The 26,985-nt window shown below is 70.5% G+C and carries 24 protein-coding genes; 13 read left to right on the top strand and 11 right to left on the bottom strand.

From position 1 onward, the window contains the following. Positions 1 to 59: 59 nt before the first annotated feature. Both ACF1CT_RS26430 and ACF1CT_RS26425 read right to left on the bottom strand, forming a co-directional pair. Positions 60 to 1,058, bottom strand: a complete 999-nt coding sequence (locus ACF1CT_RS26430) for an anion permease (protein ID WP_391786450.1) — start codon at positions 1,056 to 1,058, stop codon at positions 60 to 62. Positions 1,059 to 1,063: 5 nt separating this feature from the next. Continuing rightward, positions 1,064 to 1,684, bottom strand: a complete 621-nt coding sequence (locus ACF1CT_RS26425; protein ID WP_391786449.1) for a DUF47 domain-containing protein — start codon at positions 1,682 to 1,684, stop codon at positions 1,064 to 1,066. A gap of 197 nt (positions 1,685 to 1,881) precedes the next feature. On the opposite strand from ACF1CT_RS26425, the gene ACF1CT_RS26420 reads away from it, so the two are divergent. Beyond that, positions 1,882 to 2,316 (top strand): metal-sensitive transcriptional regulator, encoded by a 435-nt coding sequence (locus ACF1CT_RS26420; protein WP_391786448.1) that lies wholly within the window; start codon positions 1,882 to 1,884, stop codon positions 2,314 to 2,316. Between the two features lie 19 nt (positions 2,317 to 2,335). Here the strand turns inward: ACF1CT_RS26420 and ACF1CT_RS26415 are convergent, their stop codons facing one another. Beyond that, positions 2,336 to 2,530, bottom strand: coding sequence for a hypothetical protein (locus ACF1CT_RS26415; protein ID WP_391786447.1), 195 nt, complete (start codon positions 2,528 to 2,530; stop codon positions 2,336 to 2,338). A gap of 298 nt (positions 2,531 to 2,828) precedes the next feature. Continuing rightward, the gene (locus ACF1CT_RS26410; RefSeq protein WP_391786446.1) at positions 2,829 to 3,734 is read right to left on the bottom strand and encodes a hypothetical protein; all 906 of its coding nucleotides are present in this window, start codon (positions 3,732 to 3,734) and stop codon (positions 2,829 to 2,831) included. A 132-nt stretch (positions 3,735 to 3,866) separates the two neighbouring features. Between ACF1CT_RS26410 and ACF1CT_RS26405 the strand changes: the two genes are divergently transcribed. Then, entirely contained in the window at positions 3,867 to 4,055 is a 189-nt protein-coding gene (locus tag ACF1CT_RS26405) for a hypothetical protein (RefSeq protein WP_391786445.1), read from the top strand. 65 nt (positions 4,056 to 4,120) lie between these two features. After that, entirely contained in the window at positions 4,121 to 5,791 is a 1,671-nt protein-coding gene (locus ACF1CT_RS26400; protein ID WP_391786444.1) for an FAD-binding oxidoreductase, read from the top strand. Positions 5,792 to 5,933: 142 nt separating this feature from the next. Here ACF1CT_RS26400 and ACF1CT_RS26395 read toward each other — a convergent pair whose 3' ends face one another. From ACF1CT_RS26395 to ACF1CT_RS26375, 5 genes are all read right to left on the bottom strand, one after another. Continuing rightward, the gene (locus tag ACF1CT_RS26395) at positions 5,934 to 6,665 is read right to left on the bottom strand and encodes a phosphatase PAP2 family protein (RefSeq protein WP_391786443.1); all 732 of its coding nucleotides are present in this window, start codon (positions 6,663 to 6,665) and stop codon (positions 5,934 to 5,936) included. A 317-nt stretch (positions 6,666 to 6,982) separates the two neighbouring features. Next, on the bottom strand, positions 6,983 to 7,960 hold the full coding sequence (locus tag ACF1CT_RS26390; RefSeq protein ID WP_391786603.1) for an NlpC/P60 family protein: 978 nt from the start codon (positions 7,958 to 7,960) through the stop codon (positions 6,983 to 6,985). A 246-nt stretch (positions 7,961 to 8,206) separates the two neighbouring features. Then, positions 8,207 to 8,848, bottom strand: a complete 642-nt coding sequence (locus tag ACF1CT_RS26385) for a hypothetical protein (protein WP_391786442.1) — start codon at positions 8,846 to 8,848, stop codon at positions 8,207 to 8,209. Beyond that, positions 8,845 to 11,172 carry an alpha/beta hydrolase gene (locus ACF1CT_RS26380; protein WP_391786441.1) on the bottom strand — a complete coding sequence of 776 codons (2,328 nt, stop codon included), beginning with the start codon at positions 11,170 to 11,172 and terminating at the stop codon, positions 8,845 to 8,847. Before ACF1CT_RS26380 ends, ACF1CT_RS26385 begins: the two co-directional genes overlap by 4 nt. A 560-nt stretch (positions 11,173 to 11,732) precedes the next feature. Then, a complete protein-coding gene (locus ACF1CT_RS26375; RefSeq protein WP_391786440.1) occupies positions 11,733 to 12,725 on the bottom strand; it encodes a helix-turn-helix transcriptional regulator in 993 nt (330 codons plus the stop codon). Positions 12,726 to 13,101: 376 nt separating this feature from the next. On the opposite strand from ACF1CT_RS26375, the gene ACF1CT_RS26370 reads away from it, so the two are divergent. Then, entirely contained in the window at positions 13,102 to 14,697 is a 1,596-nt protein-coding gene (locus tag ACF1CT_RS26370; protein ID WP_391786439.1) for an MFS transporter, read from the top strand. A gap of 71 nt (positions 14,698 to 14,768) precedes the next feature. On the opposite strand, the gene ACF1CT_RS26365 is transcribed toward ACF1CT_RS26370, so the two are convergent. Beyond that, complete coding sequence (locus tag ACF1CT_RS26365; RefSeq protein WP_391786438.1) at positions 14,769 to 15,209, bottom strand: ATP-binding protein; 441 nt, start codon at positions 15,207 to 15,209, stop codon at positions 14,769 to 14,771. A 196-nt stretch (positions 15,210 to 15,405) separates the two neighbouring features. Here ACF1CT_RS26365 and ACF1CT_RS26360 point away from each other — a divergent pair, with 196 nt between their 5' ends. The 9 genes from ACF1CT_RS26360 (at position 15,406) to ACF1CT_RS26320 (ending at position 26,041) form a co-directional block, all read left to right on the top strand. After that, complete coding sequence (locus tag ACF1CT_RS26360; protein WP_391786437.1) at positions 15,406 to 16,257, top strand: helix-turn-helix transcriptional regulator; 852 nt, start codon at positions 15,406 to 15,408, stop codon at positions 16,255 to 16,257. 389 nt (positions 16,258 to 16,646) lie between these two features. Further along, positions 16,647 to 16,895, top strand: a complete 249-nt coding sequence (locus tag ACF1CT_RS26355; RefSeq protein WP_391786436.1) for a DUF397 domain-containing protein — start codon at positions 16,647 to 16,649, stop codon at positions 16,893 to 16,895. Positions 16,896 to 17,217: 322 nt separating this feature from the next. After that, positions 17,218 to 17,856 (top strand): DUF402 domain-containing protein, encoded by a 639-nt coding sequence (locus ACF1CT_RS26350; RefSeq protein WP_391786602.1) that lies wholly within the window; start codon positions 17,218 to 17,220, stop codon positions 17,854 to 17,856. A 293-nt stretch (positions 17,857 to 18,149) separates the two neighbouring features. Further along, entirely contained in the window at positions 18,150 to 18,458 is a 309-nt protein-coding gene (locus ACF1CT_RS26345) for a hypothetical protein (RefSeq protein ID WP_018101695.1), read from the top strand. A gap of 472 nt (positions 18,459 to 18,930) precedes the next feature. Next, positions 18,931 to 19,797, top strand: a complete 867-nt coding sequence (locus ACF1CT_RS26340; protein WP_391786435.1) for a hypothetical protein — start codon at positions 18,931 to 18,933, stop codon at positions 19,795 to 19,797. After that, complete coding sequence (locus tag ACF1CT_RS26335) at positions 19,787 to 21,157, top strand: hypothetical protein (RefSeq protein ID WP_391786434.1); 1,371 nt, start codon at positions 19,787 to 19,789, stop codon at positions 21,155 to 21,157. The genes ACF1CT_RS26340 and ACF1CT_RS26335 overlap by 11 nt, the downstream gene beginning before the upstream one ends. Beyond that, the gene (locus tag ACF1CT_RS26330) at positions 21,154 to 22,704 is read left to right on the top strand and encodes an SCO6880 family protein (RefSeq protein WP_391786433.1); all 1,551 of its coding nucleotides are present in this window, start codon (positions 21,154 to 21,156) and stop codon (positions 22,702 to 22,704) included. The genes ACF1CT_RS26335 and ACF1CT_RS26330 overlap by 4 nt, the downstream gene beginning before the upstream one ends. A 168-nt stretch (positions 22,705 to 22,872) precedes the next feature. Beyond that, the gene (locus ACF1CT_RS26325) at positions 22,873 to 24,291 is read left to right on the top strand and encodes an ATP-binding protein (RefSeq protein WP_391786432.1); all 1,419 of its coding nucleotides are present in this window, start codon (positions 22,873 to 22,875) and stop codon (positions 24,289 to 24,291) included. A gap of 1 nt (position 24,292) precedes the next feature. Further along, positions 24,293 to 26,041, top strand: a complete 1,749-nt coding sequence (locus ACF1CT_RS26320) for a type VI secretion protein (RefSeq protein ID WP_391786431.1) — start codon at positions 24,293 to 24,295, stop codon at positions 26,039 to 26,041. A gap of 71 nt (positions 26,042 to 26,112) precedes the next feature. Here ACF1CT_RS26320 and ACF1CT_RS26315 read toward each other — a convergent pair whose 3' ends face one another. After that, complete coding sequence (locus tag ACF1CT_RS26315) at positions 26,113 to 26,718, bottom strand: GNAT family N-acetyltransferase (RefSeq protein WP_391786430.1); 606 nt, start codon at positions 26,716 to 26,718, stop codon at positions 26,113 to 26,115. Positions 26,719 to 26,985 lie beyond the last annotated feature (267 nt).

Here is a 26,985-nt window from a genome sequence, read left to right as displayed (position 1 = left end):
CACGCCGTACTGTTCGTCACGTCGTACCGTTCGGCGCGTCGTACCGTTCGGCGCGGCCGTCACCCGAAGAGCAGCAGCACGATCCCGTAGCTGGCGGCGGCCACCAACGCCGCGGCGGGCATGGTGATGAACCACCCGAGAATGATGTTCTTGGCGACCCCCCAGCGCACCGCGTTCACCCGCTTGGTGGCGCCCACACCCATGATCGCCGAGGTGATCACGTGCGTGGTGGAGATCGGCGCGTGGAACAGGAACGCCGAACCGAACATGATCGACGCACCGGTCGTCTCCGCGGCGAAGCCCTGCGGCGGGTCCAGCTCGATGATCTTGCGGCCGAGCGTCCGCATGATCCGCCAGCCGCCCGCGTACGTGCCCAGCGACAGCATCAGCGCGCAGACCAGCTTCACCCAGACCGGAATCGGGTCTTCCGGGCTCTCGACATCGGCGATGACCAGGGCCATCACGACGACACCCATGGTCTTCTGCGCGTCCTGGAGACCGTGACCGAGCGCCATGCCCGCGGCCGAGACCGTCTGCGCGATCCGGAAGCCGCGCTTGGCCTTGTGCGGATTGGTCTTCCGGAACAGCCACATGATCACGACCATCACCAGATAGCCGACGACAAGACCGATGACCGGGGAGAGGAACATCGGGATGACGATCTTGTCGATCACCCCGTCCCAGTGCACCATCGTCCCACCGGCGAGCGCCGCGCCGACCATGCCGCCGAACAACGCGTGCGAGGACGAGGAAGGCAGCCCGAAATACCAGGTGACGAGGTTCCAGATGATCGCGCCGACGAGCGCGGCGAAGAGGATTCCCATCCCCTTGTGCCCCTCGGGCGTCGCGATCAGGCCCTCGCTGACGGTCTTGGCGACCCCACTGCCGAGGAATGCCCCGGCCAGGTTCATCACCGCGGCCATCGCCAGCGCCGCTCGCGGTGTGAGCGCACGGGTGGAGACGGAGGTGGCGATGGCATTCGCCGAGTCGTGGAAGCCGTTCGTATACGTAAAACCGAGCGCGACCCCGATGGTCACGATCAGCGCAAAGGTGTCCACGTGGTTCAGGACTCCTTGACCGCGATGGTCTCCACCGTATTGGCGACGTGCTCGAACGCGTCGGCCGCCTCTTCCAGTACGTCCACGATCTGCTTGAGCTTCAGCACCTCAATGGCGTCGTACTTGCCATTGAAGAGATGGGCGAGCAGTTTGCGGTGGATCTGGTCGGCCTGGTTCTCCAGCCGATTGACCTCGATCCAGTACTCGGTGAGGTTGTCCATGGTCCGCAGCCCCGGCATCGCCTCTGCGGTGAGTTCGGCCGCCCGGGCCAGCACCTCGATCTGCTGCGCGACGCCCTTGGGGAGTTCCTCGACCTGGTACAGCACCACCAGGTCGACGGCCTCCTCCATGAAGTCCATGATGTCGTCGAGCGACGAGGCGAGGTTGTAAATGTCCTCGCGGTCGAACGGCGTAATGAATGAGGAGTTCAGCTGGTGGAAGATCGCGTGGGTGGCATCGTCCCCCGCGTGCTCCGCTGCCCGCATGCGCTCCGCGATCTCGGCTCGGGAGGCTGGGTCCGCCCCGAGCAGTTCCATCAGGAGTTTCGAGCCCGTGACGATGTTGTCCGCGGAAGCGGAGAACATGTCGTAGAAGCTCGTCTCCCTGGGGGTCAGACGAAAGCGCACGTGGGGTCCTCGGGGTGCTTTGGATTCGGTCAGGCTGATGCTAGGCGCATCATCCGGCCACGGCTAACCGGCGTTCTTCAGTGTCGCGCATGGGGCGCGGGGATCGGCACGGGCCCCCGGTCACGTTTTGACAGAATTCGTTAGGATATACCCACCAGGGGTATATGGATGCAGTAAAGGGAATACGGGAGGCAGCCATGACCACCACCGAGACATCCGCGATCGCGAAGACCGGCACGAGCACGGACACGGGTACCGGCACGAGCACGGACACCGGCACGGACACGGGTGCCGGCACGGCCACCGGCACCCCGGCCGCGGAAGCTGTCGTCACCGACCACGACCGGGGAATACACGGCTACCACCACCAGAAGGCCGAGCACCTCAAACGACTGCGCCGGATCGAGGGCCAGGTCCGCGGCCTGCAGCGCATGGTCGACGAGGACGTCTACTGCATCGACATACTCACCCAGGTCTCGGCGTCCACGAAGGCGCTCCAGTCCTTCGCGCTCCAGCTGCTGGAGGAGCACCTGCGGCACTGCGTCGCCGACGCGGCGCTCAAGGGCGGCGACGAGGTGGACGCCAAGGTCGAGGAGGCCACCAAGGCCATCGCCCGCCTGCTCCGTACCTGAGGCCGAGCCCGGCCCGCCCTCACCCCAGGTGGTCGCCGTGCCGGGGCACGGCGGTCCGCTCGGCGATCACCCGGACGTTCAGCACCTCGTCGATCCGGTCCGGACTGAGCCGCTCCCCGATCGCGGCCGACGCGGCGATCATCAGCTCGCCGCAGAGCTCGATCTCGGCGAGCGCCACATGGTCGGATTCGGTCCGCCGCGTGCCGAGCGTCATCACGTCACTCACCTCTCACTGCCGTCGCCGACTTCCCGTCCCCCCTGGCAAGCGGCAAGCTTCGCCAGTCACGGCACCAGCGTAAGGAGCGGACCACGCGCCGCGCATGGCACGGACGGACCATTTCGCGCCCGGCGACCTGCCCAAGGCCTGTCCCGTCTCCCTCCGGAGCGACGACCGGAAGGACGGATGGGAAGAGACCGGAGAGACGACCGGAAAGGCGACCGGAGGCGCGGGCGCACTCCGCCCCTCCGCCCCTCCGCCACCACTGCGTCGTCGCACCACCGCGTCGTCGTCGCTATCGCTGCCGGATCTTCCCGGTGTAGATGTCGCGGTCGTCCGGCAGCCGCACGGTAACCGGCACCCCGAACCCCGACAACAGCGTCGTGGACACCACCTCCACGGCCGGCCCCTCGCCGGCGAAGCTGAATCGGTGACGCACCTTGCGCAGCAGCCCCTGGTCGTCCACGTACGCGTCGAACGGCACCGTGCGGGTGCGAAATCCTTTCGCCGCCGCGGTCAGCGCCCCGCGCGACTCCGGCGACGCCTCGCGGGCCGCCCTCCCGATGTCCGCGACCCCCCGGTAGTGCCGCACGGCCACCCCGGCGATCTCGGTCCTTCCCTCGTACGTCACCTGCCGCGCCCCCCGCAGCAGTTCGACGGCGACCATCGGGTCGGTGACGCCACCGGTGACCAGGTTCCCGTCCTCCAGGGTGGCGGTGTCGATCCTGACCCACTTGTCCGCGGGCACCCCGGCGCCGCGGTTCATCATGTAGAGCGTGCCGGGGACCAGCAGCTCCGTGATCGGACGGTGCTCCTCCGCACCGGCGGCGTCCTTCGGCAGCACGACCGTGAGCCGACCCGCGCGTCTGCGGAAGTCGTACGTCCCGCGGCCCCTGATCGTCACCCGCGTCCCGCCCGCCGCGGTCTGCATCGACGTACGCACCTGGGCGCTTCCGGCCACGAACGGGGCCCCGGACCGCGTGGCCACCCCGGTCACCTCCGCCTTTCCGGTACCGGACACCGTGCCGCCGAGCACCTCGGCCGCGCGGCGGACCGTACCCAGCGCGTCGGCCCCGCCCCGCTCGTCGGCAACGACGCCGCTCCCGCCGCCGCATCCGGCGGCTGCCGCCATCACACCCACCACGGCGAGGGCGCACACGGCGCGCGCCCCGCCTCCGGACCTGTGCTGCCGCACCACCATCGCCTGCCAACCCCCAACGACGTACCGCTTGCCCGAGCCCCCACCCGCTCCGGATAACGACCGCCCGTGTCCCTCGTCACGCCGCCCCCATACGCCACACGGCCGAGTGGCGGTGCCCAGTACCGTGGTCGCGTGTACGTCCGACACGCCACCGAGGTCCCGCCGACACCCCCCGCCCCCGCGTCCGGCGGGCACGAACCCACCACCGTGGAACGTGGTTCGTTCTGCACCGCACGCTGCGGCTGCGGCTGGTCGGGACCGGCCCGCCGTTCCCGCGACCGGGCCCGCACGGACGCCGCCGAACACCGCGCGGCGAACTGATCCGTCCCGCGTTTCCGGCCTCTCCCCCCACCGACCGGCCCGTGCGGGCCATGCCCGGAGGTCCGATGACCCTGCCGCCCCTGCCCGACCCGCCCGCCTCGCCCGGCCGACGTCCGCCGCCCGCCCGGCGCACCGTGCTCACCGCGGGCGTCGCGGTGGCCCTCACCGCGACCGCGACGGCGTGCGGAAGTCCGCCAGGGACCGGCGACGACCCCACGGGCAGCGGGGGCACATCGGGCTCCTCGGGCGACGCCTCCCCCACCTCCTCCGCACCGACCGCCCCGCCCTCCCCGTCGACGAAGCCCTCCGCCCCCGGTCCGGCCGACTGGTCGGCCCTCGCCACGAGCCTCGACGGCAAGCTCGTCCGCCCCCAGGACGCGGTCTACGCGACCGCCCGTCAGCTCTACAACACCCGCTTCGACGGCCTGAAGCCCGCCGCCGTCGCCTACGTCGGACACGCGGCGGACATCCGCGAGTGCCTGGCCTTCGCCCGACGCACCGCCACCCCCGTGTCCATCCGCAGCGGGGGCCACTCCTACGCGGGGTGGTCGAGCGGCGACGGGCACCTCGTCATCGACGTCTCGTCCCTGTCCCGCGTCGAACGCAACGGCACGATCGGCGCGGGCGCCAAACTCGTCGACGTCTACCAGGGCCTCGCCCCGCACGGCCTCACCGTGCCCGGCGGCTCCTGCCCCACGGTCGGCATATCCGGTCTCACTCTCGGCGGGGGCCACGGCGTCGCGTCCCGCGCGTACGGCCTCACCTGCGACAGCCTCACCGCGGCGACCATCGTCACGGCCGACGGCAAGACCCTCACCGCGGACGACCGGAACCATCCGGACCTCTTCTGGGCGCTGCGCGGTGCGGGCAACGGCAACTTCGGTGTGGTCACCGAGCTGACGTTCCGCACCCGCCCGGCCCCGCAGTCCGTCACCGCCTACCTGTCCTGGCCCTGGTCGCGGGCCCGCTCCGCCGTCACGGCGTGGCAGGAATGGGGGCCCGCGCAGCCCGACGAGATCTGGTCCTCGCTGCACCTCGCCGCGGGCCCGGGCGGCAGCCGCCCGACCGTCACGGTGGCGGCGTTCAGTCTCGGCACCTACGGCGACCTGCAGAACGCCGTCGACCGCCTCGCCGACCGAATCGGCGCCCCCGCCTCCTCCGTCTCGCTGCGCCGTCGCAGCTACCAGGACGCGATGCTCGGATACGCGGGCTGCGCGGGCATCACCGACGCCCAGTGCCATCTGCCGGGCACCACGCCCGGCCGCACCGAGCAGGGCGCGCTCCAACGCGAGACGTACGCCGCGGCGTCCGACTTCTTCGACCGTTCGCTGTCCCCGGCGGGCGTGGACGCCCTGCTCGACCGGGCCGAGGCGTTCACCCGGATCCCGGCGACCGCGGGCGGCGGAGCCGGCTCCCTGGTGCTCACCGCGCTCGGCGGCGCCATCAACCGGGTGGCCCCGGACGCGACGGCGTTCGTCCACCGCGGCTCCCGGGTGCTCGCCCAGTACATCGGCGCCTGGACCGCCGGCACGACGGGCAACACCCAACGGGACTGGCTGAAAAAGACCCATACGGCGATGCGTCGGCACGCGTCCGGGGCGGCCTACCAGAACTACGCGGACCCGCTGCTCAGCGACTGGCGCCGGGCCTACTACGGCACCGCCGCCGATCGTCTGACGGCCCTGAAGAAGCAGTACGACCCCGAACGCCTCTTCGCCTTCCCGCAATCGCTCTGACCTGAGGAAACGAATCACCGGCCCTGACCGGACGTCACCACCCGTGCGAGGAGGTGAGGGAGGCGGGCCGGAATGGGAAGCGGAGAACACGACAGAAACGGGCAACGGGCGGCGCGACGGGCGCTGCGCCGGGTCCGGCCCGCTACGCGGCCAGGTCCTTCTCCCCAGTCCCGCCGCACGTACCGGGCCGGGGCTCGGGGATTCCGAACGCACCGGTCCGGCCACCGGGCCCGGCCTCCCGTACGGTCCGGCGCGACCGCACGAGCCTGCCGAACCGCTCCGACCGGGACACCGCGCCCGTCAGCGGGATCAGCAGCATCATCGCGAGCGGGGCGAACAACAGGGCGACGGCCGTGCCGAGCGCGAATCCGCCGATGACATCGGTCGGGTAATGGACGCCCATGTAGATCCGGCAGAAGCCCTCAAGCACGGCAAGACCGATCGCGGCGAGGCCGAACTTCCGGTTGGCCACGAACAGCCCGACCCCCAGAGCCATCGCCATCGTGGCGTGGTCGCTCACGAACGAGAAGTCGGTCTTCCCGTCCACCAGGACGTCCAGCCCCTGATGGTCCCGGAACGGACGCGGACGCTCCACGAATCCACGGATCGGAATGTTGACGAGCAGCGCGATCCCGGCGGCGAGCGGCGCCCAGACGATCCCGGAGACCGCCGTCACCGCGTCCTCGGCCGTACCGCTCCGGCGCACGCTCCACCAGCACCACAGGACCACCAGGACCATGCCGAGCATGATCCCGTACTCGCCCACGAATTCCATGACCCGGTCGAACCAGGCGGGAGCGGCCTTCGCGAGCCCGTTGATGTCGTAGAGCAGGCTGACATCGGGGTTCGACCCATCCAGTGCGAGTCCAGCCATCTGCTGCGGCCCCTTGCCTTGTCTGCTGCCGCGGGGCACTCCCGTGTGCACCGCTTTGACGAACCCCCGTGTCGGTTCGATCACTGCCCGGCCGTGCTGCCCCTCGGGGCCGGTCCGGTCGGCGCCGCGTGATCGGCGCACCGCCGTCCGGAGGCATCCGGTCCCCTGGGCCTTCCGGTCCCCCCAGGGAACGACGCACTCCGTGCATGCGTTCCACTCTCCACCGAACGATCACTACGACGTTATCGAAGAGTGACTCATCGTCGCAGCTCAGGGCCCCGGCCTTACGGAGAGTTCCGGCCACCACCGGACCTCCGTCACGCCCCGGGGCGATCGCCCGGAAGATCGGTCGGAAGTGCCGCCGCCCCGTCCTTGGTCACGCGCGTCGCACCGAAGTAGTCGGCCGTGTCGATCTTGTCGAACCGGATCACCGCCCCGGTGTACGGCGCGTTGATCATGTAGCCCCCTCCGATGTACAGCCCCACGTGATGGATGGCCCGCGAGTTGGTCAGATCGTTCGAGAAGAACACCAGGTCACCGGGGAGCAGCTCGTCGCGCGAGGGGTGCGGCCCGGCGTTGTACTGGTCGTTCGCCACCCGGGGCAGCTCGATGTCCACGGTGCGGTACGCGGCCTGGGTCAGCCCCGAGCAGTCGAAGCGCCCACCCTGCTCGGGCGTGCCGTTACCACCCCACAGATAGGGCGTGCCCAGCTTCCGCTGCGCGAAGTCGATCGCCCCGGCCGCCTGCACCGAGGGCTGCACCCGCCCCACCGGGCGGGCGAAACTCTTCTCCAGGGACCGGATGATGGTGACGTAGTTCTTCGTCTCCGAGATGTTCGGCACCCCACCGGACCTGATCACCCGGTAGGCCCCGGCGTTGTACGCGGCGAGCATGTTGTCCGTCTGGTCGCCCGGCACCTTCTTCACGTACCCGGCAAGTTCGCAGTCGTACGAGGCAGCGGACGGAATCGCGTCCTCCGGATCCCATACGTCCCGTCTGCCGTCACCGTTGCCGTCGATCCCGTGCCCGGCCCAGGTGCCCGGGATGAACTGGGCGATCCCCTGCGCGGCGGCGGGGCTCTGGGCCCGGGGGTTCCATCCGCTCTCCTGGTACAACTGCGCGGCAAGCAGCGCCGGATTGATGGCCGGACAGAGGTTGCCCCACTTCTGCACCAGCGGCTGGTACTTCGCCGGCACCGCCCCCTTGGCCAGCCCGACGGCACCGCTCCGGCCGGAACTCGCGAGTCCGGCGGCGGCCGAGTACGTACCGACGACGAGCAGCGCCACGAAGGACATGGCCGCGCCCGCACCGACACCACCGATCAACCAGAATTTGCGCACCCCTCAACCATCCCCCATCGGGGCGGTTTTCATGGCCCGTTTCGCGGGTGTGTACGAATCGTCCGGGTCACAGGAGTCACTCACGGGTCACGGGAGCCACTCACGGGCCGTCGGGGCGCACCGACCGGCGGATGGGGCGCAACGGCCGGCCAGTGGGGCGCACTGACCGGCCGTTGGGGCGCACGTTCTACTGATCGCCGCTCAGGACGCTCCGGTGGACCAGTAGTCGGAGCGCACATTGGGCCGCGGGAGCGGATAGACCCCTTCGTACGCGGGTCCGTTCGGCCTGGAGGCGGAGGCGGCGACCTTCGACTCCTTCACGCAGGGGCTGTCCGCCTCGAAGAAGACCTGGCCCTTGCCGCGGACGCTGACACTGATCCCGAAGCCGTCCTTCGTCTTCGCGTAGACCGCGGGGAACATCTCGTCGTTGTTCTTGCCCTTGATGCGGTAGCCGCTCTTGACCCAGAACTTCTCGACCTGGTCCAGGAAGCCCTGCCGGCGCGCCTCCGACACGATCGTCATCACGGTGCGCCGACGCGTCACGTCGCAACTGCCGGTGCTCGTGGGCCCGTGCGCCCACTGCACCTCGGGGTTGATCTCCTTCAGCACGGCGTCGAGCATGCTGTCGGACCGCTCCGCGGCCTCCTGCATGTTCATGTTGTTCCCCTTGGTGCCCTGCGTGTCCTTGGTGTCCTTGGTGTCCTTGGTGCTCATATTGCCCTCGGTGGACGCCTTCGCGCTGCCACTTCCGCTTTCGCTCGAACCCGCGTGCTCCGCACCGCAGCCGGACAACGCGAAACCGACAGCCAGCGCCACGGCGACGAACTGGAACTTCCGCTTCATCGCTGTTCCTCCATCTTGAGCCTGTCGGAGTGTCCCGACACGATCAGAGCGATGCTGTCCGCCGACATGGCGTCGCGTTCCGGGGTGAAGTACTGGGAGTGCGCGTCGAAACTCACCCCACCGGTGCTGATGAACGGCGTCCCCGGATCCACCGGGAACCGGTGCGCCCCGAACGCCTTGCTCGCCGGATCCTTGCCGAACCACAGATCGTCGTTGCCCCGGTCGGCCAGGTCGCCCGCGATGTACGCGCCGGCCGGGCCTCCCAGAATCATTCCCACCGTACCCGCAGCGACCTGGGCCTTGGAGGGGAGATGCGTGACCGGGTCGTTCTCGGCGGCACCGACGAAGACGTGCCCGGCACCGACCCCGAGGTCCACGGCACGGTCCACGCCGACCCCCGGGCTGCCGACCAGGATGATGTCGTCCACCCCCGGGATACCACCCGGTTGCTGGGTCGCGGCGCCCACGGCCCGGGAACCGTAGGAGTGCCCGATGGCCGTGATGTGCGGGTCCGGCATCTGGTTGGTGGACGAGATGCCCGCCATGAACTCGTTGTAGGCGACCCCGCCCTTCTCCGCCCGCTTGGTGCCCGCGACGGCCAGGCTGTGCAGCCCGTCCGGCGCCAGCGGCGCGTCGTAGCCCAGCCAGACGATCGCCGCGCTGGACGAGTCGTAACCCTGGGCACCGATCGCGGTGTCGCGGGCGCGCTTGAGGCCGCTCTTCGCGAACTCCTCGTCCAGCGAGGTGTTCAGCCCGGGAACGTAGGCCGACACGTTCTGCGAGGTGTCGGGGTTCCCGTAGGAGACGATGGCCCTCCCGTTGCCCTCGTCACTGATGCCGAGCAGGTACATCGGCGGCTGGCTCTTCTCGCCCAACTGGCGCTGGATCTCGCGCAGACCGGCAAGCTGGTCCTTCGACTTGGAGTCGGTCTTCCCCTCCAGCTTCGAGATCAGCTCCGGAAGGTTCTTGCGGTTGGCCCGGTCGCGGTCCGCCGCGGGAATGCCGTCCAGGTACCCGATCTTGTCCGAGGAGAGGTCGACGTACTGATCGCGCTGCTCCTGCGTCAGCCCGTTCCACCACTTCGTGCGGTCGGCGGGTGAGGCACTGGTCGGGATGCGGGCGTCGAGGTAGTCCCGCGTCGCGTTCTGCACCGCCTGCTCGACCCGGGTGCCGGAGCCGGGCAGCCCGGCGACCGCGCCACCGCCCCCGCCCGAAGCCTTGGCCATGTCCCAGGCCGCACCGGCGTACTGGCCCTTGTCCCACTTCTCACCCGCGCTCCGCGCGGCCTGGCCGTACTGGGTGGTGATGCCCTTGACCGCGTCGCCGGGGTGGAAGACCGTCTTGATGACGCCCTTGACGTCGCCCGCCAGGCCGTCGTCGCCGATGACACCGTCGAGGAAGCCGCCCTCGGAGGGGTTCGAGGAGCCCGGGGTCCCTTCTTGTCTACCCGCGTCGACCGGTGAGGAAGAATCGCCGCCGGACGCCGCACCGGAACCATCGGAGGAACCCGGACCGGACCCACCGGACCCGTCCGAGCCCCCGGCCGCCGTCGAACCGCCCGCGCCCGAACCGCCCGCGCCCGAACCACCGGCTCCCGAACCACCGGCTCCCGAACCACCGGACGTGTCCGCGCCGCCGGTCCCGGTACCACCGGTCACCGTCGCGCCTTCGGAGCCCGCTCCGCCCGGCGAACCGGATCCGCCGCCGGTCTGCCCCGAACCCTTACCGGCCTCCACGTCGACGTCCGGCGGCGGGCAGGCACTCCCGGTCAGCTGGCAGATGGCGTTCTGGATCTGTCCGGTGAGCTGCGCGCCGATGCCCGTGGCCACGAGCCCGCCGATGAGGGCCACGACCACGAGGATCATGCCCAGGTACTCCATCGCGGTCTGCCCGGCATCGTCGCGCCGCCACTTGAGCATCCGCGCGACATTGAACGGACGACGCTCGACGCGCTGCTCGGGCCGCAGCCGGAACCACTCGCGCGAGCTGCGCCGACACAGCAGGACGGCGACGACTACCGGCAGCACCAACTGCGCCGGGCCCTGTCCCGCAACACCGTCCCGCAGGGTCGCGAGCGCCCCGAGAGCGAGCCAGACATGCACGGCAAGGAGCCCGCGCCGAACCCAGACACCACCGGTCCGCAGGTACAACGACAGCACGAACCCGGTGACACCGGGCAGCGCCGCGTACACCAACATGCCCAACAACCGGCCGTCCACCGCATCGACGGACGAAGCCACGACGAGCGCGTCGATCACACCGATGAGCGTGACCGCGAAGAGAAGCCGTACGAGAACCAGCACCGCCTGCAAGGGGCGTGGCAACGGCTGTCTACCCGGAGGGGCTTCGGCAGCGCCGACATCGGCGCCACCCGGTACCGTTAATACTCGTATGCCAGACACGGCGAGTCTCCCCAGCTTTGTGAGTGGGCGCAGCGACAGTTCCCCCGGTACATGTCATGCGACCACATCGGCGAGGGAGGCGGCATGGGCCCCAGGGCCCAATGCCAGGCTCAAAGTCCCAGGTGACCGGCGTTCACTTACCGCCATCGACCATATGGATACCGGCCATTGCGGACGGGTCCCGTCCTCGCCGACGAGGCGTCAGGACGTCACGGCCGACCGGACGCCGAAACGGACCCCGGAGCGGACGTCGGAGCGGACGTCGGAACGGACGCCAGAACGGAGGCTGGAACGGACGCCGGAACGGACGCCGGAACGAGCACCGGCACTGCCCCTCACTCCGGGCCCGGTGACAGCCAGCTCTCTTCCACGCGCTCCCCACAACACCCGGAACAACACCCGAGGAAGCGGCACGCCCATGGGCATGCCTCGACGAGCGGCACGTCGTTCCGCATCCGTCGACGCGTACGGGTGTCGCGTCCTCACCCCTGTGCCGGGTCGGCACCCGTGTATCGGGCGAGCATCTCGGTGAGCGTGCGGTGCAGCTTCTCCCTCAGTTCGGGCGGATCCACCACCTCCGCGCCCGCGCCCAGCGACAGGAGTGCGGGGAGTGCCTGTTCGGCGGACTCGACGGGGAGGACCACTCGCGCCCAGCCGTCCGCGTCGGGCGTCGAAGCCGACTTCTCGGCGGCCCGGGCCGCCGCCGGTTCGAGTAGCTGCCCGATGCCCGTGAGGGCCTCGGGCGACAGGCGGAGAACCGCGTGGCCGAGGTGTCTGCGCGAGTCGAAGGACGCAAGGTACTCCCGCCAGTGTGCCGCGAGATCGAAACCGACGGGCCGGGTGAACGTCGTGGCCAAGGGGTTCAGTTCGGTGATCCGGGACACCCGGTAGGTCCGCACACCGCTTGTGGAACCGGCCACCAGATACCAGTGGCCGGCCTTCAGGACCACTCCGTAGGGGTCCACGGTCCTGATCACTTCGTGCGGGGCGGCCCAGCGTTCGTACCTGATCCGCACCTGCCGCCGACTCCACACCGCGTCGACCACCGAAGGCAGTTGGGGTGTCTCCTCGGCGTCCTGGTACCAGCCGGGTATGTCGATGTGGATGCACTCCCGGGACCGCTCGGCACGGTCGCGCATCTCCGGCGGCAGGGCGGCGGTCAGCTTCAACCGCGCGTCGGCCGCCACGACGCCGAGCCCGAGGTCTGCCGCCGCGCCGGGCAGCCCGGTCAGGAACAGGGCCCCGGCCTCGTCGGCGGTGAGCCCGGTGAGCCGGGTCCGGTAGCCCTCCAGCAGGTGGTACCCGCCGTCGGGGCCCGACTCGCCGTACAGCGGAATGCCGGAGGCGCCGAGCGACTCCATGTCCCGGTAGACGGTGCGCACCGACACCTCAAGGATCTCCGCCAGCTGCCGCGCGGTCATCCGCCCGCGCGTCTGCAGGAGCAACAGGATGCTCACCAACCGACCGGCCCGCATGGACGAACTGTATGCGCGGGTCACTGACAGAAGGTGTCAGTGACCCGGATCTAGCCTCGGCCCGGCCCTGCGGGTTTCGGCCCCATCCACCTGGCCGACGGGACAGCCCCCACCCGCCCCCGCACCGCGGAACCCCGCCCGGACGACCCCGGCCCGGGCCCACAGGAACCGCGCCCGACCCCGCACCACACATCCCGTCCGCCCGACCCCGCACCACACATCCGTGCGACCGCGCCCCGGTCCACGGCTCGGCCGATCGGTCCCATCGGTCCGTGGCGATCCACGGGCCCGTTCCAAGGCCTCCGTTCGACGGAGTGCCGTCCAACAAAGCCACTTCGAGGGGCCGTTCGCACGGCCAAGGACGGAACAGCACGCCATGTCCCGCTCATCGACCGTCGACCGCCCGGCCGACCGCTCGAACGACCGCCCGCCCCGGATGCCCCTGATCATCGTCCTGATCGGCGGCTTCATCGCCTTTCTTGACTTCTTCGTCGTCAACGTCGCCGTCCCGTCGATCCAGAACGGCCTGGACGCCGGTGCCTCCGAGACGCAACTCGTCATGGTGGGTTACGGCGCCGCCCTGTGCGTGGGCCTCATCACCGGTGGGCGGATGGGCGATCTCTTCGGCCCCCGCAGGATGTTCCTGATCGGCCTCGCCCTCTTCACCGTCGCATCGACGGCATGCGGATTCGCACCCGGAATCCGGCCCCTGATCGCCGCCCGCGTCGTTCAGGGCCTCTCCTCGGCGCTGCTGGCCCCGCAGGTACTCGCCATCGTGAGCCACCTCTACACCGGCGAGGCCCGGAACCGCGCGTTCGGCGCGTACGGACTGATGCTGGGCCTGTCCGGGCTGTGCGGGCAGCTCATCGGCGGCGCGCTGATCGCCCTCGACGTCGCCGGGCTAGGCTGGCGCACCGTCTTTCTCGTCAACATCCCGATCGGCCTGGTGATCCTCGCCCTGACACCGAGGATCGTCCCCGACATCCGAAGCGTCCCCGCCACCCGAGCCGGAGCCGACACCCGAGCCGAAGCCGGAGCCAACGCCCGAGCCGGGGTCAGCACCCCCGCTGAAGCCGACACCCGAACCCGGGCCGAAACAGAGGTCGGAGCCGACACACGGGCCGTCGCCGGGGCCAAGCTGCTGGACCTGCCGGGCGTCGCCCTGGGCACGGCGGGCCTCTCCGCAGCCGTATGGCCGCTGTTGGAAGGCCGGGAGCAGGGCTGGCCGCTGTGGACATGGATCTCACTGGTCGCGGCCCTTCCGCTGTTCATCCTCTTCATCGCCCGTCAGCGACGACTTGCCGCGCTGGGCGGGTCACCACTGATCGAACCCGGGCTGTTCCGCGAACGCGGCTTCGCCGTCGGAGTCATCGCGTACTTCGTGTATTTCATGTCGATGGGCTCCTTCTTCCTGCTGTTCGCGATCTACCTGCAGGAGGGCAGGGGATGGGGGCCGCTCCCGTCCGGTCTGCTCTTCACGACGATGAGCGCGGGCTTCTTCGGCTCGTCGTTCCTCGCCGGGAGGATCGCCGCACGCACCGGCCGTCACGTCATCGCCATGGGAGCCGGACTCGTCGCCATCGGTTACGGAACGGTCGGCCTTGTCGTCGCGCAGCTCGGCGTGGACGGCGAGGCCGGCTGGGTCGCGCCCGGACTGCTGGTGGCCGGCTCCGGCATGGGCCTGGTCGCCTCGCCGCTACCCGCCGCCGCCATGGCGGGCGTCGCTCCGGCGCGCGCCTCCTCGGCCTCCGGTGTGCTGTCCACGGCGATGGAAGGCGGCACGGCGCTCGGCGTCTCCCTCGTCGGGCTGGTCTTCTTCGGCGCGCTCGGGAACGCGCCCGAGGCGGCGGACTATCCCAGGGCGTTCTGCCTCGGCATCGCGGTCATCGTGGTCTTCCCGGTTCTCGTCGCCCTGCTCGTCCAGGCGCTGCCCGCACCGGCCCCGGCCGCTACGGAACAGGACGGCCGGTAACAGTAGGGCGGGGCAGCCGCCGTGGGGCACGAAACTGCTCAGGCTCTCTTCCGCCCCTCCCACTCACCTCGTCACCAGGGAGTTTTGGCCGCACACTCCACCCAGAGCAGCTTCCCGCCCCGGCCCGGCAGGCCTCGGCGCAACGGAACCGCGCCCCAGCTCTCCGCGTACAACGTCACGAGGTACAGCCCACGCCCCCGCTCCGCCAGCTCTGTCGGGGTATCGGCGACCCGGCGGAAAGGAGCGGGAATGTGCGGACTGGTGTCCCGTACACCCAGTCTGATCCGACTCCGTCCGGCGTCGCACAGCCGCAGCGAATACGGCCCCGACGAGTGCAGATAGGCATTGGTGACCATCTCGCTCGCCAGCAGTTCGGCGATCTCGATGAGCTCAGCCATGCCGTGCACCCGCAGCACCGTACGGAGTATCGCGCGGGCCACGCCGGGAGCGCGGGGATCCCGCGGAAGTTGGAGGGTGTACGTCCAGGGCGGGGATACCGTGGCACTGGCCATGGAGGTCTCCGTTCACGGAGGGAAGTGGGAAGGTGTGCTTCGGGTTGCCCGGTGACGAGGCCGCTCCGTCGAGCGGGGTACTTCCGGGCCGGTGGCCTGAGTCACACACTAGGACCCGACATGGAATAGATTCCATGAATTTCATGAATTGCATGACAGATACCCTCGTAAGGGTGACCGAGCCGGGGAGAACGTGATGGCGTCCAGCACCGCACCGACCGCCCGTCGTCGGCGACTGGGGGCGGAGCTCCGCAAGTTGCGCGAACGCGCCGGCATCACGGCGACCGAGGCCGCGCGGCTCCTCGGTGGCAACCAGGCCCGCATCAGCAATATCGAAGCGGGGCGATACGGCGTCAGCGCCGAGCGGGTACGCACGCTCTCCCGCCACTACGCCTGCGCGGACGGCGCGTTGGTCAACGCCCTGGCCGCGATGACCGGCGACCGCAGGCGCGGCTGGTGGGAGGAGTACCGGGAGATCCTCCCCACCGAGTTGCTGGACCTCGCCGAACTGGAGCACCACGGAACGGCGCTGCGCACCTCGCACACCTCCGGTCTGCCGGGCCTGCTCCAGACCACGGACCACGCCCGCGAGGTCATCCGGCAGGCCGTCCCCGCCCTTCCGCCCCCGGACGTCGAGCACCGCCTGTCCTTCCGCATCAAGCGCCAGAGCGTCGTCTTCCGCGAGCAGCCGGCGCCCTACCGCTCGGTCGTCCACGAGGCCGCCCTGCGCATGCTGTTCGGCGGGCCGGCGGTGGCCAAGCAGCAGTTGACACACCTGTTGGCCATGAGCGAACGCGACAACGTCACGATCCGGATCATCCCGTTCGCGGCCGGCGGATTCCCGGGGACCGGTCAGCCGGTGTCCTACATCCACGGCCCCGTGCCCCAGCTCGACACCGTGCAACTGGATCAGGCACACGGCATCGCCCTCCTGGACGGGGAGGCCGAACTGGGCGAGTACCGCGAGATCCTGGACCGCCTGGAGTACCTGGCGCTGGACGCGACCGAGTCGCGCGACCTGGTGCACGCCCTCGCCCGGAGCCTCTGAAGGGACCGTGACGGTGACGGGCCCACGGCAGACGTCTTCGTACCGCGCGGAAATCCTCGTCCGCGCAGACGCCCTCGCGCCGCGCAGACGCCCTCGTGCGTGCAGGAGTCCTCGTGCGTGCAGGAGTCCTCGTGCGTGCAGGAGCCCTCGTCCCGCAGGAGTCCTCGTCCCGCAGGGGGCGAGTCCCGCGCGGGGAGTACGTCCCGCGCGGGGAGTACGTCCCGCGCGGGGGGAGAGTCCCACGCACATGCGGCAGCCCCCGCCCCGGCCCGTCCGGCTCGCCGGGCCCTGCGACCTGGCCGGTACCGCGTACCACCCCACCGCCATCCCGCCCCCCATCACCCCACCGCCCGGACCGCCCCGTGCGCGCCTTCGAGGAGAGCCCGTCCATGACTGACATCCCCACCGATCTGACCTGGATCCGTGCCGCCGCCGAGGGGGACGAGGGGCCCGGCCCCTGGATCGAGATCGCCTTCGGCCCGGACGAACTCGTCCACCTCCGCGAGACCGGCGATCCCGCCAACATCGTCACCACCACCCGCGTCAAGTGGGACGCCTTCGCCGAGGGCGTACGGGCCGGCGAGTTCGACCACTTCATCGAGGACCCGGACGAGGCGGACGCGCCCATCCGGAACTGACGCCGACGCGGAACGGCGGCCACCCGCGGGAGTGCCCCGCCGGACACGCGGCGGGCACATGACCGCGGCACGACCACGAACCGCGGCACGGCCCCGAACCGCAGGACCGCCACGAACCGCGGCACGACCACGAATCGCGAAACCGCACGGAACCGCCCGGAACCGCGGCACGGCCATCCCCGACGCCCCGTCACGCGCGCACCGGTAGCGCTCCCTCACTCACCGCCCACCCCGCCCCGACGCCCCGTCATGCGCCCGCCGAGCGCCGGCCGCGCGCCCGCTGCCGACATCTCACCGCGTGTCCTCCCACTCCGTCGTGGGCATGATCAGCGACATGGACGACGACCCGGGCCGGATACTCCGCTGGAACTTCTTCATCGGCGGCCACCTGAGCGCCTCGGTACCCGTCCGCCTCGTCGAGCGCACCGAGGCGGGCCAGTTGGTGTGGATGGAGACCGGCACGCCCATGTGGCGCACGAAGCTCCCGCGCGGGGCGCATCTGCGGGACATCGCGCCGCACGAGCGGCCGGCCGACGGATACCCGCTGGTCGCCGACCGGTGGCCGATGGGAAGCGCGCTGTTCCACCAACCGGCCGACGCGGCGCACTCGGTGCTCTGGCTGTTCGGCCGCCGGGGGAGATTCCGCGGCTGGTACGTAAATCTGGAGAACCGGGTCCACCGCGGTGACGACATCGACATCGTCGACCACGAACTCGACATCAACGTGGCACCGGACCGGAGCTGGCGGTGGAAGGACGAACGGTCCTTCGCCGAGAAGACCGGTCACCCCGCCTACTGGACGGCCGCCGAGGCGTCGGCCATCCGGGACGAGGGCCGCGCGGTCGCCCGACTCGCCGAGGCCGGAACGTTTCCCTTCGACGGCACCTGGTGCGATTTCCGGCCACCACCGACCTGGACGACGCCTCCCCGCCCACCGGTCCGCCGTCACCCTCTGCTGTGACCGGCGACGGCACCGGAAGCTGCACCGGCCGCGCCCCACAAGGTCTCGGCCGGTCTGACGCGAGGACAGTCATTGCCCGAGGTCACGCTCCGTGATACACAGAGTGACCGCACGCGTTCGCCCATACACCGATTCGATCCGCCGGTCGGATGGTCAGACCGGTCACACGTGCGAGATCCGGGTAAAGAGAGCTGTCAAGCCGTCGTGCGAAAGCAGTTTCATCAGCGAAGATAGAGGGCGACCCGTGTCGTGCGACAGGGGCATCGAACTACCCAACAGGGGCGGTGACTTACATGATCCTGGCAGCTGAGAAGGGCGACATCACCACCATCATCGGCGGAATCGCCCCGAACTGGGGGCCGTTCGGGACCCTGGGCAACGAGGCCCGCGTGATGATCGAGGTCGTCATGGCCATTGCCATCCTGCTCTGCCTCGGCATCGCGGTCTGGGGTGCGGCGAAGCAGCGCATCGGCGCCACGGCACTGCGCGACACGTTCAGCGCGGAACAGGGCAAGGGGCTGATCGTCGCCGGCCTCACCGGTGTGTTCATCATCGGATCGCTGGGGACCTTGTTCACCATCGTCTACGGGATGGCCGTCTGACTCCGTGGCCCCGCCGACCCGCCGACCCACGGCCCGCTGACTCACCGATCCGCTGACCCACCGTTCGCCGACCTACCGACCCGCTGACCCGTCAAGGCGCGGACCCGCCACCCGACTGACAGACCGACAGTCGGAAAGTCCGACAGCCCGGCAGTACGACAGCCAATCGGCCGACCGACAGCCCGGCAGTCGACCGACAGCCCGAAAGTCGATCGACCGGCCGGGGGGGGGGGGGGGGGGGGGGGGCCGGCCCCGCCCCCCCCCCCCCCCCCCCCCGCGCCGGGGGCGGCTCCGCCGCCCACTTCCCCCGTCCGCCACTCCTCCACCATCCGTCCGTCGTGCCCACCGGCAGAGGTTGCGTCTCCCTGATGTCGAGTCACCACACCGCGCCCGCGCGGGAGCCCGCACGGCTACCGTCGTACTACCTGATTCAGGCAACGGCAGAGGAAACGGCTGAGGGAGCGCACGAGGCATGAGTCCCGACGACGAGCGCGGATACGGCGGCGGCCCGGGCCGTACCGATGATCCCTACAGCACCATCGGGGGGACGCGCCAGACCCGTACCCGCCTTCCCGACGGCGAGGGCGACGGTTACGGCGGCGTCCGCCGCCCCGCCCGCACCTCCCGCTCCCTCGTCATGGTGGTCGGCGTGGTCGTCCTTCTCTTCGGGGCTATCGCGTTCGCGAACATGGGCGGGGACGACCGGGGTGGCGGCGGCGCACCGGGGAAGGCCGGCGGCAAACCGGACTCGTCGTCCACCGCGGCCACGGGGACGAAGCCGGTCACGGAGAAGAACGGCTCCCTTCCCTCGGGGTTCGCCCACGACGAGCAGGGGGCGCAGAGCGCGGCCTCCAACTTCGCGGTGGCGCTGGGATCCATCGAGATGTTCGGCGCGGACACCCGCCGGACCATTGTCCAAGCCACCCACGACCCCGCCGTCGTGGAGAGCCTGCTGACCGGCCTGGCGAAGGCGTACTCGCCGGGTTTCCTCCAGAACATCGGACTCAACGCGGACGGCACCGCACCCGACGGCCTGACCTTCGTCTCCCGGACGATCCCCGTCGGCACGAAGACGGTCGAGCACAGCGGCGACACGGCCACCGTCGAGGTCTGGTGCACGGGGCTCGTCGGGCTGGCCGGGCAGGACTCCACCAAGCCCGTCGCCGCGTCGTGGTTCACGGTGACGGAGAAGCTCAAGTGGATCGGCGGCGACTGGAAGATCCAGTCGTCGAGCCAGACCCAGGGCCCCACACCCGTCAACGGCGACAACCGCGCCTCGACCGCGGACGAGATCGCCGACGCGGTCAAGGGATACGGAGGCTTCACCTATGCCCGATAGCCGACGCACACGCGCGCGTTCCGTCGCCGCGGTCCTGAGCGCCCTGCCGACCACGCTGTTCCTGCTGGCCTCACCGGCTCTCGCGGAGCCCTCTCCTTCGGGCACCCCCGCCCCCACCACACCCACGCCCTCGCCCACCCCGAGCAACAGCTCGTGCGACCTCATCTTCGGACGGGCCAAGGAGATCTGCGAGAACGGCGACGCCGCCGTCTCCCGCCCGCCCGAGGGCGGCGGCTCCGGCCTCAACGACTCCCTCGACCCCCTCACCTCCCTCGCCAGGGGGTGCGCCGACGCCGCCGCGTGGATCGTCGACAAGCTCAGCGAGGCCGTGAAGAGCACCGCCAACGTCGACTTCACGAACACCAAGTTCCTCCAGCAGTACGCGATCGTCTTCGCCGCCTCGACCGTCCTGACGCTCGTCCTGTGGCTGCTCGCCGTCGCCAAGCGCGCGATCCGCGGCGTCCCCCTGACCACCGCCATCTCCGAGGCCATCGGCTTCCTGTGGCTGACGGTCCTCGCCTCGGCCTTCACCCCGCTGATCCTCTACACCGTCGTCTCCGCCACCGACGGCGTCACCGAGATCATCGCCACGTCCTCGGGCGGGCAGACCGACGTGTTCTTCGGATCGTTCGCCGAGGCCCTCAAGAAGGGCTCCGACATCGGCGGCGGACCGATCATGCTGATCGTCGTCTCGCTGGTGTCGATCCTCGCCGCGGGCGTCCTCTGGCTGGAGCTGGTCATCCGGGCCGCCCTGCTCTACGTCGGCGCCCTTCTCGGCACGGTCGTCTACGCCGGGCTCGTCGACAAGAACATGTGGGGGCACGTCCGCCGCTGGGCAGGCATCATGATCGCGGTGATCATGGTGAAGCCCGTCATCGTCATCGTGCTCGCACTGGCCGGTGCGCTCTCCCAGGACGACGGACCGAACGCGTTCTCCGCCGTCGTGTCCGGCCTCGCCATCATCCTCCTCGCGATCTTCGCCTCCGCGATGATCTACCGCTTCGTCCCCGGCTTCGGCGACGAGATCCAGGGCGCGCGCACCAACCGCAAGCAGGCCACGGACGGCTCGCAGGCCGCCGCGATGATCAGCTCCCCCGCCGCACTGGTCTCCCAGGGCATCAAGACCCACAGCGGCCGCAACGGTCAGAACGACGGAGGCGGCAGCAGCGGAGCCAGGCCCGCCAACCCGGTCAGCGGCGGCGTCGCCGCGCACGGCTCGCGGGGCTCCGGAGGCGGGTCCCCCGCCACGCCGTCGCCGCGCAGCGGATCGAGCCCCACCTCGGGCACCCCCCACAGCAGCCGCACCGGCCGCGGACCAGGCAGCACAGGTAACAACAGCACGGGAGGTGGAGCGCGTTGACGACTCCGTCCCACACGATCGCGCCCCGCCGTACGTATCTCATCGGCCGGGCCCGGCCGAACGCGATCGTCGGCAAGAACCGCGAGACCGGAGAGATCGCGCTGATCATCGCCGGTGCGTTCCTCGGCATGATGAGCGGGCTGGCCGTCCCGTACCTGGGCCCGCGGATCATGCTGCTGGTGGGCTTCCCCCTCCTGGCCCTGGCGATCGTGTACGTCCCGTACAAGCAGCGCACCTTCTACAAGTGGTTCGAGATCAACCGCAGCTACAAGCGCTCCCTGCGCCGCGGCACGGCCTACCGTTCCGGGGCCATGGAGGCCGGCATCCGCGCCGACGGGCGCGAGGTCGAGATCGGCCCGCCGCCCGGCATCGGCCGGATCAACTGGCTCGCCGCCCCCTTCGGCCCGGACGAGATCGCCGTGCTCCTGCACGCCGACCGCCGCACCGTCACCGCCGCCATCGAGATCGAGGGCCCCGGCGTCGGTCTCCGTGACAGCGAGGACCAGGAGGCACTCGTCGACCGCTTCGGCACCCTGCTGAAGCACGTCGCCAACGGGGACGGCTTCGTGACCCGCATCCAGATGCTGGCCCGTACCCTCCCCGCCGACCCCGACGCGCACGCCAAGGACGTCGCCCAGCGCGGCGACAAGACCTCCCCGCCCTGGCTGCAGGACTCGTACGAGCAACTCCAGTCCATGGTCTCCACCTCCAGCGAGCAGCACCGCGCCTACCTCGTCGCCTGCATGCACTACACCCGCGAGCTCGCCGCCGAGGCCAACGCCATGGCCCGTGCCGCCCGCCCGGAGGCCGGCCGGAAACTCGACCGGGACGCCGGTCTCGCCGTCGTCATGGCACGCGAGCTCACCGACATCTGCGCCCGTCTCGCCGAGGCCGACATCCGGGTGCGCCAGCCGCTCGGCCAGAGTCGGCTCGCCTCCCTCGTGCACTCCATGTACGACCCGGACCACCCGATCGACCACATCCAGGCCATGACGAAGCGCAACGCCTGGCCGGCCGAACTGGACGCGATGGAGCCGACGTTCCTCCAGGCCAAGACCCGCGAGTCGGCCACCCGCGCCCCCTGGTGTCACTCGACGGCCTGGGTGAAGGAGTGGCCGATGACACCCGTCGGCGTCAACTTCCTGGCCCCGCTCCTCGTCCACACACCCGATGTGATCCGTACGGTCGCGGTCTGCATGGACCTCGAACCCACCGAGATCGCCATCGAGCGGATGCTCACCGAGAAGACCAACGACGAGGCCGAGGCCAGCCGTCAGGCCAAGATGAACCGCACCGTCGACCCGCGCGACATCGCCGCGCACGGCCGGCTCGACCAGCGGGGCGAGGACCTCGCGAGCGGCGCGGCCGGGGTGAACCTCGTGGGGTACATCACCGTGTCCTCGCGGTCGCCCGAGGCACTCGCCCGCGACAAGCGGACGATCCGCGCCTCCGCCGGAAAGTCGTACCTCAAGCTGGAGTGGTGCGACCGCGAGCACCACCGCGCCTTCGTGAACACCCTGCCGTTCGCCACCGGCATCCGGCGCTGACCGCGGAACGGAACACCCGGAAAGAACACCCGCACCACCCGACGAACACCAAGCACCACACGACAAGCACCGAGCACCGAGCACCGAGAGCCCGGACACACTCCGGCCGCTCCGCAAACCGAGCAGACCGAGAAGACCGAGAGAACCGAGAGGGAGGTCGGTCACGCCATGCGAGATCCGCTGTCCGCACTGTCGGACGCCTTCACCGCCTTCCTCTTCGGGAAGGTGGAGACGACGAGGCTGCCCGTCCGTACGTCGACGGGACAGGCCCAGGCCGTCTACCTGCCCACCGCGGCCCCCGGCCTCGGTGACTCCGGTGTGATCATCGGACGTGAGGTGTACTCCGGCAAGGGCTACATCTACGACCCGTTCCAGTTGTACGGACAACAACTGCCCGCCCCGCACTGGCTGGTGCTGGGCGAGTCCGGCAACGGAAAGTCGGCGCTGGAGAAGACGTATGTGCTCCGCCAGCTCCGCTTCCGCGACCGACAGGTCGTCGTCCTGGACGCACAGGGCGAGGACGGTGTCGGCGAGTGGAACCTCATCGCGCAGGAGCTCGGGCTCACCCCGATCCGTCTCGACCCGACCGCGGCACTGAACGGCGGCATCCGGCTCAACCCGCTCGACCCCTCGATCACCACGACCGGTCAGCTCGCACTGCTCCGCACGATCATCGAAGTGGCGATGGGGCACGGCCTGGACGAGCGGTCCGGCTTCGCGCTCAAGGTCGCCCACGCGTACGTGAACGAGACGATCACCGACCGGCAGCCGGTCCTCACCGACATCGTCGAGCAGCTCCGCCACCCGGAACCCGAGTCCGCCGAGGCGATGAACGTCGACATAGACGACGTACGGGCCTGGGGCCTGGACGTCGCCCTCGTCCTGGACCGACTGGTCGACGGTGACCTGCGCGGCATGTTCGACGGGCCCACGACCGTCGGCATCGACCTCGACGCCCCGCTGATCGTCTTCGACCTCTCGCACATCGACCGGAACTCGATCGCGATGCCGATCCTGATGGCGATCGTCGGCGTCTGGCTGGAGCACACCTGGATCAGGCCCGACCGGAAGAAGCGCATCTTCCTGGTCGAGGAGGCCTGGCACATCATCAACTCACCCTTCGTGGCCCAGCTCTTCCAGCGCCTGCTGAAGTTCGGGCGGCGGCTCGGTCTGTCGTTCGTGGCGGTCGTCCACCACCTCAGCGACGTCGTCGACGGTGCGGCTGCCCGCGAGGCAGCGGCGATCCTCAAGATGGCCTCGACGCGGACGATCTACGCCCAGAAGGCCGACGAGGCCAGGGCGACCGGCCGCGTGCTCGGCCTGCCCCGATGGGCCGTCGAGATCATCCCGACCCTCACCCCGGGAATCGCGGTCTGGGACGTCAACGGCAACGTTCAGGTCGTCAAACACCTGATCACCGAGGCGGAACGGCCCCTGGTCTTCACCGACCGCGCGATGACCGAGTCGTCCGCCGCCGAGAGCGTCCCGGACGACATGCTCGCCGCCGATCTGGAGGCGGAGCAACGCGCGGCACAGATCGAGCGGCAGAAACGGCTGAACGAGTCGTCCGAGTCAACGGTGGCATGACATGGCAAGGCGCGGCGAGGTACGCACCGGAACCGGCGGCGGCAACGGAGGCAGCGGCGGCGGCATCCCGGACGGACTGCTGATCGGCCTGCTTGCCTTTCTGCTCGGGCTGGCGCTCCTGGCGTGGACGGCAACCGGCCTGTCCGGCCTGTTCGCGCACGGCGCCTGGCCGGACGGGGTCACCCTCACCGAGACCCCGTCCGCGATGCGCCGGCTCGCCGCCACCCCGCACGACCTCCCCGGAGCCTGGCCCAGCACCCCGGCGGATCAGCTCTCCGGCTACGGATTGTTCTGGGGGCTGTTCATCGGCGAGCTGATGGTGCTGTTGGTGCTGTCGGTGTTCGTGCTGGGGGTGGTGACCCGCTGGCGGGCGGTGCGGGCACGGATGCGCGAGGAACGGTACGGGGACCCCGGTGCGTATCCGGCGACGGGGACGGGGGCCGACGCCGCCGCCGACGCACGGCCCCGCCGGCGGAAGCCCGACCCCCGGCAACGGCCCGGAACACCCACACGGCCGAACCAGGAACACCAAAGGCCCCAGGAACACCCTGAGCCGACGCCCCGTTACTCCGATCCCGAGCCCTCCGGGCGGTACACCTCCGCCCCGGAGCCCGCCGCCGTCGAATCCGTACCGGCACCGGAACCGCAGTCCTCCGCGCGGCCCGCCCCGGCCACCACCGCCCCCTCCGCACTCGTTACCGCACCTGTTCCCGGGCCCGACCGCGAGACTGCCCCGGCCCCTCGTCCCGGCGCCGCTTCCGTACCGTCTCCGGCGGAGCGCGTGCCGTCCGGGGAGGCCCCCGCGTTGCCCTCCTCCGGCACCGCCCCGCTCGTCGTCTACGGGCCGCCCGCCACCCGTCGCCCCACCGTCGTGCAGGCGATCCAGGAGGCCGGCGGCCCGGCGCTCGTCATCACCTCGGACCCCACGGTCTGGGCCGAGACGAAGGACGCCCGGGCCAAGCTCGGCCCGGTGCTCGTCCACGATCCGGGACACCTCTGCGACACCCCGGCCCGCCTCCGCTGGTCCCCCACCGCGGGGTGCGAGGACCCGGACACGGCCGCGGCCCGGGCCGGGGCACTGCTGGCCCCGATACGGCCACAGGCCCGTATGGACGCGGCGACGGCCGACACCGCGGAGACGCTCCTGAAGTGCTGGCTGCACGCCGCCGCCGTCGACGGCCGGCCCTTCCGGCAGGTCCACCGCTGGGCCCTCGGCGGCAGCGCCCACGAGCCGGTGCGTCTGCTCCGTACGCACCCCAAGGCCGCGCCCGGTCTCGCCGGCCTGCTGGAGTCCGCTCTCACCGCACACCCCGAACGCCGTGAGATGGCACAGGAGCTGACGGTACGGGCGTTCGGTGCGCTCTCCTCCGTCCACATCCGCAACGCCTGCACATCGAATCGCGCGGATTCACTCGCGCTGGCATCTTTCATCGACGAAGGGGGCACTCTCTTCGTGGTGGGTGAGCCGATCGAGGATCCCCGTTCGGGCCCCGGAGCGATGCCCCTGCTCACGGCGCTCGCCTCACACGTGGTCGAGCACGGCCGCCGCTTGGCCGCACGGTCAACTGACGGTCGGCTCGGCCCACCAATGACACTCGTGCTGGACGACGTCGCCGCCGTGGCGCCCCTCCCCGCGCTGCCGGAGCTGCTGTCGACCGGCCACACCATGGGCCTGCCCACCCTTGCCCTTCTCCGTTCCCGTGAACAGGCCCGCGCCCGTTGGCGCCAGGAGCTCACGGGCCCCCAGTGACAAGTGGTCGGCACCCGGCCGACACCGTCACCGTCACCGTCACCGTCACCGAGCAGGCTTCCCCCGCCCCCTTACTCCAGCCCGTTGCTCCCGCCCCGGCTCCGGCCCACCTGCTCCCGTTCCGGCCTCCGCACCGCGTACTCGATCTCCCGGGCCGACGGATCCCCCGGGACCGGCGCCGACTCCCCGGTGGGTACGAACCCGATCCGCCGGTAGAACGCTGCCGCTCGCGGGTTGTCCTCGTGGACGTACAGCCGCACCCTCTCGATCCGCGGCTCGCCCAAGGACCAGGCCCAGCCGGTCGCGGCCCGGAACAGTTCCTCGGCCAGACCCGCGCCCCGCGCCTCCGGCCGTACGAACACACCGACCACGTGTGCCTGGTGGACGTCGGCCGCCTCGCCGAACCGCACCTCCGCGTCCGGCCGCTCGATCAGCGCCGTCACGCTCCCGTCCCACCGTCCGTCGGGCGCCACGGCGACGAACTGCCGCACCTCGCCGCCCCCGTCCTCGGACCCGCCGAGCGCCCGGTCCTGCCAGAACGCGTCGGAGTACGCCACGCCCTGCTCGTACGTCTCCAGAAAGGCCACCGGGGCGACCGGATCCCGCAGCGCGGCAAGCCGCAACTCCTTCACCCGACGCCATTCATCGGCCCGCACCACCCGAATCACATGTTCCATCCACCGATCCTGCCGCCACCGCCCCGACCTGCACAAACACGTTTCCTCCCGCGCGTCCGCGGCACGCCCCGCCCGTGACCGCAGAGGTAACTCACCCGAGCACCCCCGCCTGAAACAAAAAAGGGCCCTTCCCCATCCGGGGAAAGGCCCTGTGAACGCGAAAAAGCCCCGTGCCACAAGGGCACGGGGCTTTCCCACAAAAGGAGTCCGGCGGCGACCTACTCTCCCACAGGGTCCCCCCTGCAGTACCATCGGCGCTGAAAGGCT

The sequence above is a fragment of the Streptomyces sp. NPDC014734 genome (assembly GCF_043083325.1).
Classification (GTDB): domain Bacteria; phylum Actinomycetota; class Actinomycetes; order Streptomycetales; family Streptomycetaceae; genus Streptomyces.
Note: the sequence above shows the minus strand (reverse complement) of the source record. Positions and strands in the feature narration are given on the sequence as shown.

What these genes read in the sequence shown, in the direction of transcription:
- ACF1CT_RS26420 (WP_391786448.1), top strand. Translation starts at nt 1,882, where the DNA reads ATGACCACCACCGAGACATCCGCGATCGCGAAGACCGGCACGAGCACG.
- ACF1CT_RS26415 (WP_391786447.1), bottom strand. Translation starts at nt 2,530, where the DNA reads ATGACGCTCGGCACGCGGCGGACCGAATCCGACCATGTGGCGCTCGCC.
- ACF1CT_RS26410 (WP_391786446.1), bottom strand. Translation starts at nt 3,734, where the DNA reads ATGGTGGTGCGGCAGCACAGGTCCGGAGGCGGGGCGCGCGCCGTGTGC.
- ACF1CT_RS26400 (WP_391786444.1), top strand. Translation starts at nt 4,121, where the DNA reads ATGACCCTGCCGCCCCTGCCCGACCCGCCCGCCTCGCCCGGCCGACGT.
- ACF1CT_RS26395 (WP_391786443.1), bottom strand. Translation starts at nt 6,665, where the DNA reads ATGGCTGGACTCGCACTGGATGGGTCGAACCCCGATGTCAGCCTGCTC.
- ACF1CT_RS26390 (WP_391786603.1), bottom strand. Translation starts at nt 7,960, where the DNA reads ATGTCCTTCGTGGCGCTGCTCGTCGTCGGTACGTACTCGGCCGCCGCC.
- ACF1CT_RS26385 (WP_391786442.1), bottom strand. Translation starts at nt 8,848, where the DNA reads ATGAAGCGGAAGTTCCAGTTCGTCGCCGTGGCGCTGGCTGTCGGTTTC.
- ACF1CT_RS26375 (WP_391786440.1), bottom strand. Translation starts at nt 12,725, where the DNA reads ATGCGGGCCGGTCGGTTGGTGAGCATCCTGTTGCTCCTGCAGACGCGC.
- ACF1CT_RS26370 (WP_391786439.1), top strand. Translation starts at nt 13,102, where the DNA reads ATGTCCCGCTCATCGACCGTCGACCGCCCGGCCGACCGCTCGAACGAC.
- ACF1CT_RS26365 (WP_391786438.1), bottom strand. Translation starts at nt 15,209, where the DNA reads ATGGCCAGTGCCACGGTATCCCCGCCCTGGACGTACACCCTCCAACTT.
- ACF1CT_RS26360 (WP_391786437.1), top strand. Translation starts at nt 15,406, where the DNA reads ATGGCGTCCAGCACCGCACCGACCGCCCGTCGTCGGCGACTGGGGGCG.
- ACF1CT_RS26355 (WP_391786436.1), top strand. Translation starts at nt 16,647, where the DNA reads ATGACTGACATCCCCACCGATCTGACCTGGATCCGTGCCGCCGCCGAG.
- ACF1CT_RS26350 (WP_391786602.1), top strand. Translation starts at nt 17,218, where the DNA reads ATGATCAGCGACATGGACGACGACCCGGGCCGGATACTCCGCTGGAAC.
- ACF1CT_RS26345 (WP_018101695.1), top strand. Translation starts at nt 18,150, where the DNA reads ATGATCCTGGCAGCTGAGAAGGGCGACATCACCACCATCATCGGCGGA.
- ACF1CT_RS26340 (WP_391786435.1), top strand. Translation starts at nt 18,931, where the DNA reads ATGAGTCCCGACGACGAGCGCGGATACGGCGGCGGCCCGGGCCGTACC.
- ACF1CT_RS26335 (WP_391786434.1), top strand. Translation starts at nt 19,787, where the DNA reads ATGCCCGATAGCCGACGCACACGCGCGCGTTCCGTCGCCGCGGTCCTG.
- ACF1CT_RS26325 (WP_391786432.1), top strand. Translation starts at nt 22,873, where the DNA reads ATGCGAGATCCGCTGTCCGCACTGTCGGACGCCTTCACCGCCTTCCTC.
- ACF1CT_RS26320 (WP_391786431.1), top strand. Translation starts at nt 24,293, where the DNA reads ATGGCAAGGCGCGGCGAGGTACGCACCGGAACCGGCGGCGGCAACGGA.
- ACF1CT_RS26315 (WP_391786430.1), bottom strand. Translation starts at nt 26,718, where the DNA reads ATGGAACATGTGATTCGGGTGGTGCGGGCCGATGAATGGCGTCGGGTG.